Source organism: Streptomyces sp. NPDC058741 (assembly GCF_042746715.1).
Taxonomy (GTDB): Bacteria; Actinomycetota; Actinomycetes; order Streptomycetales; family Streptomycetaceae; genus Streptomyces.
In genome coordinates, this window is sequence record NZ_JBHYQH010000020.1 from 105,521 (window position 1) to 117,030 (window position 11,510).

Annotated in this window: 9 protein-coding genes and 1 tRNA gene; 8 read left to right on the top strand and 2 right to left on the bottom strand. The window is 74.7% G+C overall.

All coding sequences use genetic code 11. From position 1 onward, the window contains the following. The first annotated feature begins 146 nt into the window (after positions 1-146). The 7 genes from ACFW6P_RS18365 to ACFW6P_RS18395 all read left to right on the top strand — a co-directional run bounded on the left by ACFW6P_RS18365 (position 147) and on the right by ACFW6P_RS18395 (position 6,515). A complete protein-coding gene (locus tag ACFW6P_RS18365) occupies positions 147-1,142 on the top strand; it encodes a phosphatase PAP2 family protein (protein ID WP_386348319.1) in 996 nt (331 codons plus the stop codon). Next, positions 1,054-2,214 (top strand): hypothetical protein, encoded by a 1,161-nt coding sequence (locus tag ACFW6P_RS18370; protein ID WP_386348322.1) that lies wholly within the window; start codon positions 1,054-1,056, stop codon positions 2,212-2,214. The genes ACFW6P_RS18365 and ACFW6P_RS18370 overlap by 89 nt, the downstream gene beginning before the upstream one ends. After that, entirely contained in the window at positions 2,205-3,797 is a 1,593-nt protein-coding gene (locus tag ACFW6P_RS18375; RefSeq protein WP_386424104.1) for a hypothetical protein, read from the top strand. Before ACFW6P_RS18370 ends, ACFW6P_RS18375 begins: the two co-directional genes overlap by 10 nt. Beyond that, positions 3,794-5,128 carry an AAA domain-containing protein gene (locus ACFW6P_RS18380; RefSeq protein ID WP_386424106.1) on the top strand — a complete coding sequence of 445 codons (1,335 nt, stop codon included), beginning with the start codon at positions 3,794-3,796 and terminating at the stop codon, positions 5,126-5,128. Before ACFW6P_RS18375 ends, ACFW6P_RS18380 begins: the two co-directional genes overlap by 4 nt. Before the next feature lie 177 nt (positions 5,129-5,305). Then, complete coding sequence (locus tag ACFW6P_RS18385) at positions 5,306-5,674, top strand: hypothetical protein (protein ID WP_386424108.1); 369 nt, start codon at positions 5,306-5,308, stop codon at positions 5,672-5,674. Positions 5,675-5,797: 123 nt separating this feature from the next. Further along, the gene (locus ACFW6P_RS18390; RefSeq protein WP_386348332.1) at positions 5,798-6,451 is read left to right on the top strand and encodes a hypothetical protein; all 654 of its coding nucleotides are present in this window, start codon (positions 5,798-5,800) and stop codon (positions 6,449-6,451) included. Continuing rightward, positions 6,442-6,515: transfer RNA gene (locus ACFW6P_RS18395), tRNA-Lys, on the top strand. The genes ACFW6P_RS18390 and ACFW6P_RS18395 overlap by 10 nt, the downstream gene beginning before the upstream one ends. Before the next feature lie 68 nt (positions 6,516-6,583). Here ACFW6P_RS18395 and ACFW6P_RS18400 read toward each other — a convergent pair. Next, positions 6,584-7,849 (bottom strand): M6 family metalloprotease domain-containing protein, encoded by a 1,266-nt coding sequence (locus ACFW6P_RS18400; RefSeq protein WP_386348335.1) that lies wholly within the window; start codon positions 7,847-7,849, stop codon positions 6,584-6,586. 307 nt (positions 7,850-8,156) lie between these two features. Between ACFW6P_RS18400 and ACFW6P_RS18405 the strand changes: the two genes are divergently transcribed. Beyond that, the gene (locus ACFW6P_RS18405; protein ID WP_386348338.1) at positions 8,157-10,022 is read left to right on the top strand and encodes a putative bifunctional diguanylate cyclase/phosphodiesterase; all 1,866 of its coding nucleotides are present in this window, start codon (positions 8,157-8,159) and stop codon (positions 10,020-10,022) included. Here the strand turns inward: ACFW6P_RS18405 and ACFW6P_RS18410 are convergent. Next, positions 9,992-11,089 (bottom strand): LLM class flavin-dependent oxidoreductase, encoded by a 1,098-nt coding sequence (locus tag ACFW6P_RS18410; protein WP_386424110.1) that lies wholly within the window; start codon positions 11,087-11,089, stop codon positions 9,992-9,994. The two genes, ACFW6P_RS18405 and ACFW6P_RS18410, sit on opposite strands and share 31 nt — an antisense overlap. Positions 11,090-11,510: the final 421 nt, after the last annotated feature.

Consider the following 11,510-nt stretch of genomic DNA (forward strand, 5'->3'; position numbering starts at 1 on the left):
TCGCGCACCCCCGTGACGGGCAACCCAGGGGTCGACCCCTGCGTCTTCAAGGGGCGGGGGCGCCCCCCAGGGAGCGCACGTACGCCGTAAAGTGGCACGACCGGACGGCCGGGCGCCGCGTGACGAGAAGGGGGAGGGCGATCGGATTGCCGCACACCGAGACACCGGGCACCGAGGTGGCGGCTCCCGCCCCCCTGCTGCGCTGGTGGACCGAGCTGCCGCTGATCGTGCTGGTCTACGCGTGCTACACGGCGGGTCGGCTCCTCGCCCGGAGCGACGTCTCGGGGGCGGTCGACCACGGTCTGGCGCTGCTGCGCTTCGAGAAGGCGCTGCGCATCAACTTCGAGCATCCGCTGAACCGTCTCTTCACGCGCGAGGCATGGATAGGCGTACCGGCGGACTTCTGGTACGCGTCCCTGCACTACCTGGCCACGCCGGCGATCCTCGTGTGGCTGTTCCGGTCCCGGGCCGTGCGCTACCGGGCCGAGCGGACCTGGCTGATGACCTCGACCCTCATAGGCCTGATCGGCTTCACCCTGCTGCCGACCTGCCCGCCCCGGCTCCTCGACGCGAGCCACGGCTTCGTGGACACGATGGCCCAGTACAGCTCCTACGGCTGGTGGGGCGGTGCGGCGAGCGCGCCGCGCGGCCTGGGGGGCATGACCAACCAGTACGCGGCCATGCCGAGTCTGCACGTGGGCTGGGCCCTGTGGTGCGGGGTGATGCTGTGGCGTCACGGCGGGACGCGCACGGCGAAGGCGGCCGGGGTCGCCTACCCGCTGATCACCACGATCGTGGTCATGGGCACCGCCAACCACTACTTCCTCGACGCGGTCGCGGGCGCGGCCGTCATGGGCGCGGGCCTGCTGCTGGCGCCCTTCGTGACGCGGACGGCGGACCGGGTGCGGACCCGCTTCGCACCGGCTCTCGCGCCGGTCCCGGCGGCCTCCTCCGCCGCTGGTTCCCCGATTGTCAGTGCCGGATGCAAGACTTCCGCGGGTGAGCGAATTCCACGGCAGCGCGAGTCGCACCTCGGAGCGGGAGCCGACCCGAGTGCCTCCCCCCAGGACGCTGGGGACGGCACTCCGGATAGGGGTCTCCCCTGCTCGAGCGCAGTCGAGAGCTTGGGGAAGGCTCGCTGAGCTGCGCGGACCCGACGTACCCGCGAAGGCGCTGGACGCGCGCGCGTTGGCGGCGCTGGCCGCCAACCCCGGCTGTGCGCGCCGCGCGATCCTGGACGGCGCCGGGGTGGACAAGGCGGTGCTGGCGAGCGCGCTGGGCTCGCCCTCGGCCTTCGGGCAGTCGCAGTTCGCGCTCACGCGGGGCCACGCCTTCGAGGCGCGGGTCAAGGCCGACGGCGGCGCGGAGCTGCTGCGGCTGGTGCACGAGAAACTGGACCGCTCCGCGGAGCCGCCCTCCGACGCGCGCGTGCCCGACCTGACCGCCACCGGCCCCCAGGGGCGGACGGCCCGTACGGCGCTGGAGCTGCGGGAGGCCGCCGCGCACGCGGGTGCGTGGACGCTGCTCGACCACCCGATGCTCGCGCTGGACGTCGCCGGCTCCCCCGCGTTCCTGGAGCCGGACGCGGTCGTAGTGCACCCGGACGGCAGCTGGACGGTCGTGGAGATCAAGTCGTTCCCGCTGCTGGACGGTTCGGCGGACCCGGCGAAGGTGGGTGCGGCGGCCCGGCAGGCGGCGGTGTACGTGCTGGCGCTGGAGGAGGTCGCGGCCCGGCTCGATCCCGCCCCGCGCGTGCGGCACCGCGTCCTGCTGGTCTGCCCCCGGGACTTCTCCAACCTGCCCGCCGCGTCCGCCGTGGACATCCGCAAGCAGCGCGCGGTCACGGCACGCCAGCTGACCCGGCTCACCCGCATCGAGGACATCGCCGACGCGCTGCCCGAGGGCACGTGCTTCTCGCCCGAGCTGCCCGCCGAGGAGCTGACGGCGGCCGTGGAGTCGGTCCCGGCGGCCTACGCGCCCGAGTGCCTGTCCGCGTGCGAGCTGGCCTTCCACTGCCGGACCCGCTCCCGCGAGGAGGGCGCCGTGACGTCCCTGGGGCGGCCGGTCCGTGCCGAGCTGGGCGGTCTGGCGACCGTCGAGGACGTCCTGGCGGCCGCGCGCGGCGAGGCCGGGGACCCGGACGACCCGGCGGTCGCGGCCCTGCGGCGCGCGGCGGCCCTGCGCGCCGAGGCCCTGGAGGCGGTGTGTCGCTGATCTCCACACTGGCCCGCCTCGAGGCGGTCAGCACGGGCCGCGCGCAGCCCGCCGCCACCGTCCGGCACCGCCACCTCTCCGACCGTCCGCTGGTCCTGGTGCCGCTCATGACCGCCGGCGAGGCCGGTGCCCCGCTGGGCGCGCTGGTCGGCACCGAGCGGGACACGCCGCTCCTGCTGGCCGTCCCGCAGCCCCGCGACCGCGACCTGCGGTTCGCGTTCCTGGCCCGGCTGGCGGACGTGGTGCTGCCGTACGTCGACGCCTTCGCCGACGTCGTGGAGCCCGCCGAGCGCACCGAGGCCGACCCGGAGACCGGCAAGCGCGTCAAGGTCGAGGTCGACCTGTGCGCGGACGCGCCGCAGCTGATCGTGCCGAGCCGGGCGGGCGTCGACCTGGTGCGGCTGCTGGGGCGGTCGACGCGGTTCCGGCGCACGGCCGAGCAGGATCCGGACGCCCCCTACCCGGCGCCGCCGCGGGTGCCGTTGCTCGGGCGGTGGCTCACGCACTTCGGGGAGCGCGCCCGGGTGCCCGGTTCCTGCCTGCTGCTGGCGATGACCGACGTCCTCGGCCGGCACTGGGCGACGGGGCAGTCCTCGCTGGAGGACCAGCACCTGGGGGCGCTGCTCGCCTGGATCGACCCGCCCGGGGGCGAGACCGGCGCCGAGGCGGCCCTGCGGGCGGAGCTGGAGCGGGACGCCGAGGGCCAGTTGACCTGCCCCCCGGCCGGTCCCGCCACCGACCCGGCGTTCGACAACAAGCTCCTGGCCCCGGCCATCGAGCGCTACGACCGCGCCCGTACGGCTCTCGCGGCGGCCGAGGACGGGCTGGAGGCCGACGACCGGCTCGGTGCGCTGACCGCCGCCGAGCGGGAGATCCGCGCCCTGGTGCTCAGCCGCACCCGGCCCACCTGGGACGCGGTCTGGCGCGGCCTGGACCTGCTGCGGGAGCTGCCCGAGGGGGCGCATGCCGAGGAGCGGTGGACCCGCGACCGCTGGTCGTTCACGGGCCACCGCGACCGGGTGCTGGCCGGCGAGCCCCCGCAGCCGCGCCGCGACGACGCGGTCACCGCGGCGAACAAGCTGGCCACGCGCGAGCGCGAACAGGACCGGCTGGAGGCGCAGGAGGCCCTCGACGACCCGCTGGTGATGGCGGGGCGGCGGCTGTCCGGGGAGGCCTTCGCGGGGGAGGTCACCGATGTCGTCATGGCGTACAGCGACGGCAGACGGCCCAGCCCCCGTCCCCTGGTCACGGTCCGCACGGACGACCGGCCGCATCTCGGGGAGCGCACGAAGGTCCACCGGTCGCTGGGCGGGAAGCAGCAGTCGGCGGAGTTCGTCGCGTCCGAGGAGGACGGCGCGTACCTCGTGCTGCGGATCCTGGACAGGATGGGCCGGGGCAAGGAGCCCGAGCCGGGGTCGGTGCCAGAGAAGGGCGACCGGGTCTGCTTCACCCTGTTCGAGCACGAGCAGCGCGGCGGCGCGAAGCTGCCCGACCCGGAGCGGACGCCGTGGACGCACGGCGGGCCGTCCGGCGAACCGGCGCTGGAGGCGGCGGACCCGGTGACCGAGGAGGACGTCCTGTGACCACGGTGTTCGACCCCTCGGCCGCCGCGGCCCGGGCGACCGACGCGATCCTGCACGACACCCTGCACGGCACCGCGCGCGGGGTGGTGGTCGACTCCCCGCCCGGCGCGGGCAAGTCCACGCTGGTCGTCCGCGCGGCGCTGGAACTGGCCGAGGCCGGTCGCCCGCTGATGGTGGTCGCGCAGACCAACGCCCAGGTCGACGACCTCGTGCTGCGGCTCGCCGAGAAGAACCCCGAGCTGCCGGTGGGCCGGCTGCACAGCAGTGACGCCGACCCGTACGACAAGGCGCTCGACGGCCTGCCGAACGTCCGCAAGTCGGCGAAGGCCGGAGACCTCGCCGGGCTGGCGGTGGTGATCTCCACGGCGGCGAAGTGGGCGCACGTGAAGGCCGACGAGCCGTGGCGGCACGCGATCGTCGACGAGGCGTACCAGATGCGTTCCGACGCGCTGCTCGCGGTGGCCGGACTGTTCGAGCGGGCGCTGTTCGTGGGCGACCCGGGGCAGCTCGACCCGTTCGCGATCGTGGGCAGCGAGCAGTGGGCCGGCCTCGCCTACGACCCGTCCGCGTCGGCGGTGACGACCCTGCTCGCGCACAACCCCGACCTGCCCCAGCACCGCCTGCCGGTCTCCTGGCGGCTCCCGGCCTCGGCGGCGCCGCTGGTGTCGGACGCGTTCTACCCGTACACCCCGTTCCGCAGCGGCACCGGCCCCGGGGACCGCGCCCTGTCCTTCGCGGTGCCGTCGGACGGCTCGGGCCCCGACCGGGTGATCGACGAGGCGGCCGCGTCGGGCTGGGGCCTGCTGGAGCTGCCCGCCCGGCACACCCCGCGCACGGACCCGGAGGCGGTGCGCGCGGTGGCGCGGGTGGTACGGCGCCTGCTGGAGCGGGGCGGCGCGGCGACGTCGGAGCGCTCACCGGACCCCGCGCCGCTGACCGCCGACCGGATCGCCGTCGGCACGGCCCACCGGGACCAGGCGGCGGCCGTCCGCGCGGCCCTGGCCGACCTCGGCGTCACCGACGTCGTCGTGGACACGGCGAACCGGCTGCAGGGCCGGGAGTACGACGTCACGGTCGTCCTGCACCCCCTGTCCGGCCGCCCCGACGCCACGGCCTTCCATCTGGAGACCGGCCGCCTCTGCGTCCTCGCCTCCCGCCACCGGCACGCCTGCGTCGTGGTCTGCCGGGCCGGGGTGAGCGGACTGCTGGACGACTATCCGTCGACGGAGCCGGTACAGCTCGGGACGGTCGTGAAGTTCCCCGACGGTTGGGAGGCGAACCACGCGGTGCTGGCTCATCTGGCGGAGCACCGGGTGGCGTGGCAGCCGTGACCGGCGCCGGGTGGCCGAACGTGGCCGCGCACCGCGCGTTCCGGGGGCCCAGGGCGAACACCGGGTGGTGCGCCGCCCGTTCCCACCACGGCGATGCCCTCTTGCGCGCCCGCGAGACAATGGACGGTGGCCCGCTCCACCGGGCGGGCCCAGCGCGACGTACGAGGAGGAGAAGACATGGCGGAGCCCACGCCGCGTCGGAACGAACCGCGGCTACGCCCCGCGCCCCTGCTCTTCGAGCCCGCGGAGGCGGCCTCCGACCCTGAGCACTTCTTCGACCTCGAGTCGATCGACGACCCCCGGGCGCTGCTGACCCGGGCGACGGAGCTGACACTGGCGTTCCGGGCCGCGGCGGACCGGGCGCTGGAGTTCCAGGCGATCGCGGCGGCGCAGCTGGCCGATCCGCGGCGCTTCGACCGGCTGACGACGGCGGACATCGCCGAGCGGGCCGGGTGGACCGAGGACTACGCCAAGAAGATGGTCGAGTTCGGCCGGGACCTGCTGCGGGGCGGCGTCGAGGGCCGGGGGCCCGGCGACCCCGTGTGACACGCGTCCCGTCCCCTTCATGGCATATGCCAGGCGGGCAAGATACCCGCTCCCCTCCCCCGCCGTCCCGGTTTTCGGCAACTCTGGGGAACCGCGCGTGCACGCCGGGTAGATGTGGATGCCATGAGCAGCGCATGGAACGTCTCCCACGTCACCCCGGACGGAGCCGCCTGGCTGGCCTCGGCAGGAACGTACCGGCGGAGCACGCTCGCCCTCGGGGAGGAGCGGCCCGACGCCCCGGTCGTACTGCCCTGCGGGTCGGTCTTCGACGTGGTCAGCGCGCCCGCGATGTTCGGGCGGCGGATGCTCGACCGGCTGTGGGACGACGGCCCGGGCTCGGGCCCGGTCGCGGAGTTCCGGGGCCGGATGCTGCTGTTCGCCGCGCCGGGCACGGCCCAGCGACTGCCGGCGCTGCTGGAGTGGGAGGAGTGGAACGCGCACGGCCGGGACAGCCGGGAGGGCTGCCGCACGGACGCCCTGCCGCCGCTCCTGTGCCACGGCACCGGCGACGCGGTGACCCTCCCGGCACCGGCGGGCAGTGCGGCGGCGGTCACGGAGGCGCTCCCGGCCCCGTCCTGCCCCGAGGCCTCGGACCAGGCCTGCGCCCGGCCCGGCCCCCGCTGGCTGGTCGCCCCCGGCACCCGTCTGCCCTGGCTCCCGGGGCCCGAGGTACTGCTGTGGGCGGCGGTGCGTGCGGCCCGCTCCGCCGTGCGGATATCGATTTTTCCTCGCGCCGACCAGGATGCTAGGGTCTACGACGTCAGCAGGCGCCGCTAGCTCAGTTGGTTAGAGCAGCTGACTCTTAATCAGCGGGTCCGGGGTTCGAGTCCCTGGCGGCGCACCGACAGTGAAGGGCCCCTCGCGCTCGCGAGGGGCCCTTCACGTCTCCCCGGAGACGGCGCGGGGCGCTCAGCGCCCCACCGCGATCTTCACCGTCCACGCCCCCGACGCCGTGCGCCCCTCCACCTCCACCCGCACACCCTCCCCCGGCACCGTGAAGCTCTCGCCGGGGGCGATCGGCGCGTCCGCGAGGGGCGGGTAGACCGACTCCACCCAGCACGCCTCGGTGCGCGGATGGGCGTCGATCACCTCGATCGGGCCGCTCCCGGACTGCGCGCCGGCCCGCACCCGGTACACCAGCACCCCCTGCCGGCACGCGGCCGTGTCGTTGCCCGCCGGACCCCGCGCCTCCAGGCCGAGCACGGTGTCCTGCCCGGTCCGCACCACCGCGAGCTTGGTGCCCCGGCCGAGCCCGAAGGCCGGTGCTCCCGCGGCCCCCGCCACCCGCACGCCGGGCGCCGCCGCCAGCGGCTCCAGGGTCAGCCGGGTGGGGCCGGCGTCCTGGACGCAGTACACCTGGCGCGGGTCCAGCCAGCCCAGCTTCCACTTGTGCCAGCCGAACAGATCCGGGGCGAGTCCGAACTGGCTGCCCATCAGGTCCCAGTCGCCGACATGGGTGTCCCAGTCGCCCTTGCCGTCGGCGGGCCGGTGGTAGAGGTCGGGCAGGTCGAACACATGCCCGGTTTCATGGGCCAGAACCAGCCGATCCGGCGGATGCCGCTCGAACACCGTGACGATCCGCCGCAGATCGGTCCCGTCGGCGCGCAGCGGACTCGTGAGGTTCACGACCTTGGTCGCGTCGGAGTCCACACCGGGTGCGTCCGGGTCGGCGACGAAGTACACGACCTCATAGCGCGAGAAGTCCACCTGCGGATCGGCGACGGCCAGCGCGTCGCGCAGGTAGGCGGCCCGGTGCTCGGGGCCCCAGTCGCGGCGTATGGCGTACGCCGTGGACTGCTGCGGCATCCGGATCCAGTGCCGCAGCGCGTGCGGGCGCAGGGTGAAGCGGCCGTAGGAGGCCCGTTCGAAGAAACGGGTGGTGGCCGGGAAGTGGTCGGCGGTCAGCTCCCGCGGCGTGGTCCGCGGGTGGGCGTCTGGGAAGGACAGGAAGATCATGACCGCGTCCAGCGACCGGGTCGGGCGCGGGTAGGCGGCGTTCCAGGTGTCGAGGCCCTCCGAGTGATGGGCCTCGGTGCGCTCCAGGGCGCAGGGCGCCGCCGGGTCGGTCTCGGCGGCCGAGGGGCCGGTGCCGAGGGAGGTCGCCGCGAGGGCGGACATGGTGGTGAACACGGCCGCGGTGCTGCGCAGTCGGGCGCGCGGGAACGGACGCGGCACGGATACCTCCGGGTACGGTTCGCGGGACACCGCACCCAGCCTGTGGCGAATTGTTGTACTTCGTCCTGTTTGCCTGCACCGGTTGGGTGAAGGGACCGAATGATCCCGGACGCCGACACCCCCGAAGCACTCACGGAACGTCACAACTGGTCGGGAGGCCTAAGAAGCCGTCCAGGCCCGTGCAGAAACGATCTGGCAGAAGGGCCGGCCGGCCGCGAACGCCGTACACCGGCTGGAAGGCCCTGGTGCCAGCCTCTATGATCGGCACACTTTCCTGACCTTTCCTGCACGGACAGAGATCGAATACATGCGGGAGCGAGCGGTGAGCGGAACCTCCGAAGGGCCGGCGCCCGCGGCAGACCTCGACCGGCCGGTCGTCACAGAGAGCGATGTCGGCACGTCTCCCCGTACCGGCCCCCCGTCGCGGCCGCCCTACCGTTCCGTCTTCACGGCGGCGCCGCTCGCGATGGCCGTCGTGGACCGCGAGGGCACGGTCGTCAGCGCCAACGAGGCGCTCTCCGCGCTGCTCGGCGGCACCCCGGAGGGCCTCGCCGGGTCCGTCGCCGCCGACCTGGTGGACCTCGCCTCCGACGCCCGTACCTGGCACGCCTACCGCGAGGTGCTGCGCGGCCGGCAGTCGCGTCTGCGCTGCACCCGCCGGCTGAAGCATCCCGACGGGCACTCGCTGTGGGTGCAGGTGCGGGTCACCCCGCTGCCCGACGAGGACGAGGGGGTGCTGGTGTCGGTCTCCGACATCAGCGCCCGCCGTGAACTCCAGGCCCGGCTGCGGCACTTGCAGATGCACGACCCGGTGACCCGGCTGCCCAACCGCACGCTGTTCTTCGAACGCCTGTCGGCCGCGCTGGAGGCGGAGGCGTACGAGCAGAGCGGCACGGGCCGGATCGGGCTGTGCTACCTGGACCTGGACGGCTTCAAGGCCGTCAACGACACCCTCGGCCACCGCGTGGGCGACCGGCTGCTGGCCGCCGTCGCCGAGCGGCTCACGCGCTGCGCGGACGAGGCCGGTCACGCACGGGCCGGTGTCCCGCTGGTGGCCCGGCTGGGCGGGGACGAGTTCGCGCTGCTCGTCGAGGACTCCACGGGCACCGAGCAGCTGGCCGAGCTCGCCGAGTCGGCGCTGCGCGCGATCCAGGACCCGTTCGACATCTCCGGTCAGCGGCTGTCGGTGTCGGCGTCGATCGGCGTGGTCGAGCGGCACGCGGCCGGGACGACCCCCACCGCCCTGATGCAGGCCGCGGACACGACGCTGTACTGGGCCAAGGCCGACGGCAAGGCGCGCTGGACCCTGTTCGACCCGGAACGCAACGCGCACCGCATGACCCGCCAGGCCCTCGCCTCCACGCTCCGCCCGGCCATCGACCGGGACGAGTTCAGGCTGGAGTACCAGCCCCTGGTCGGCATGGAGGACGACCGGCTGCACGGGGTCGAGGCACTCGTCCGCTGGAACCATCCTCAGTTCGGCGTACTGACGCCGAATCGCTTCATCGGACTCGCGGAGGAGGACGGTTCGATCGTCCCGCTGGGCCGCTGGGTGCTGCGCACGGCCTGCCGGCAGGCCCGCCGCTGGCAACTGGACCACCCCGGCGAACCGCCGATCTTCGTCAGCGTGAACGTGGCGGTGCGCCAGATCTGGGACTCCGACCTGGCGGCGGACGTGGCGGACACCCTGGCCGAGACGGACCTGGAGCCGCACCTGCTCCAGCTGGAGCTGACGGAGTCGGCGGTGATGGGCTCGGCCGGCCGGCCGCTGCAGACGCTCAAGGCACTCAGCGACATGGGCGTGCGCATCGCCATCGACGACTTCGGCACGGGCTACTCGAACCTGGCCTACCTGAGCCGGCTGCCGGTGTCGGCGCTGAAGCTGGACGGATCCTTCGTCCGCGGCTTCCAGTACGACGAGCGGGAGGCGGCGGCCCGGGCGAACCCGGCCGACGAGGTCGTCGTCGAGGCGATGATCCAGCTCGCGCACCGGCTCGGGCTGACCGTCACGGCCGAGTGCGTGGAGACCTCGGCGCAGGCGACCCGGCTGCGCAGCATCGGCTGCGACACCGGACAGGGCTGGCTCTACTCCCGTCCGGTGCCGGCGGACCGCATCTCCGAGCTGCTGGGCACGCCCGGCGTTCAGGCCGAGGCGGGCGTCGGCAAGCCGTAGGCGTCGGCGATCAGCTCGTAGGAGCGGACGCGGACGTCGCCGCCGTGCGCGTTGGCCGTGATCATCAGCTCGTCGGCGCCGGTGCGCTTGGCGAGGTCGTCCAGGCCGGAGCGGACCTCGTCGGGGGTGCCGTAGACGACGTCGGCGTTCCAGGAGTCGACGACGTCGCGCTCCATCGGGCTGAAGGCGTAGGCCTCGGCCTCCTCGGGGGTGGGCACGAGACCGGGACGTCCGGTGCGCAGCCGCACCATGCTGAGGGCGGCGGCCAGCACCTGCCGGCGGGCCTCCCGCTCCTCGTCGGCGGCCAGCGCGGAGACGCCGATCAGGGCGTACGGGGCGTCGAGCACGGCGGACGGCTGGAAGGACTCGCGGTACAGGTCGAGGGCCGGGACGGTGTTCCGCGCCGAGAAGTGGTGCGCGAAGGCGAAGGGCAGTCCGAGGGCTCCGGCCAGGCGGGCGCTGAAGCCGGAGGAGCCGAGCAGCCAGACGGGCGGGCGGTGCGGTGACTGCACCCCGCCGGGGGACGTGGCCTGGACCGGGCCCGGCACGGCGTGGATACGGCGGTAGGGGTGCCCGTCGGGGAAGTCGTCGTCGAGGAACCGGATCAGCTCGGCGAGCTGCTGCGGGAAGTCGTCGGCGCCCTCGTTCAGCCGTTCGGTGCGGCGCAGGGCGGCGGCCGTGGCGCCGTCGGTGCCGGGGGCGCGGCCGAGGCCGAGGTCGACGCGGCCCGGCGCCATGGCCTCCAGCGTCCCGAACTGCTCGGCGATCACGAGCGGGGCGTGGTTGGGCAGCATCACACCGCCCGAGCCGAGCCGGATGCGGTCGGTGTGGGCGGCCAGGTGGGCCAGGATCACGGCCGGGGACGAGGAGGCCACGCCCGGCATGGAGTGGTGCTCGGCGACCCAGTACCGGTGGAAGCCGCGGCGCTCGGCGAGCCGGGCCAGGTCGACACTGGTGCGCAGCGCGTCGGAGGCGGTGCGGCCGGACCCTACGGTGACCAGGTCCAGTACGGAGAGGGGGACGGGGGCGCCACCCTGTGCTGCGCCGCGTATCTCGTCTGCCGCCATGGTGGGGTGCCTCCTGCTGTGGGCCGTGTTCCTGTCGTCCCGGCCGCAACAGGGGACTGTCCCCGGTTATTCCCGGAGCCGGTGGGCGTGGGTCGGGCGGCCTGCTCCCGGCCACCGCGGGCGCCGCCCCGCGGAGGGCGCCGGGAGCCTTCTCCCGGGCACGCCGGACGGTCCGGGCGGGGGCGACCGCGCCGGTGAGCCACCAGGGGGGCCACCTGGCGCACCACCAGGGGGGTGAGCAGGAAACCGCCCGGTTTGAGGAGCCGTGGGCGCGTGCGCGGCCCGGTCCGTTCGCGGTCCCCCGCCGAGTACCGTCACCCGGACGAAGGCCGTGCGCGCGAAGCGCCGCCCGCGGCGACTGCCGCGGGCGGGGCGGTGGCGGGGCGGGGCGGGGCGGTGGCGGGGCGGGGCGGGGCGGTGG

Bases quoted from the DNA above. Each gene is read 5' to 3' on its own strand.
- ACFW6P_RS18385 (WP_386424108.1), top strand. From the start codon at position 5,306: ATGGCGGAGCCCACGCCGCGTCGGAACGAACCGCGGCTACGCCCCGCG.
- ACFW6P_RS18390 (WP_386348332.1), top strand. From the start codon at position 5,798: ATGAGCAGCGCATGGAACGTCTCCCACGTCACCCCGGACGGAGCCGCC.
- ACFW6P_RS18405 (WP_386348338.1), top strand. From the start codon at position 8,157: ATGCGGGAGCGAGCGGTGAGCGGAACCTCCGAAGGGCCGGCGCCCGCG.
- ACFW6P_RS18410 (WP_386424110.1), bottom strand. From the start codon at position 11,089: ATGGCGGCAGACGAGATACGCGGCGCAGCACAGGGTGGCGCCCCCGTC.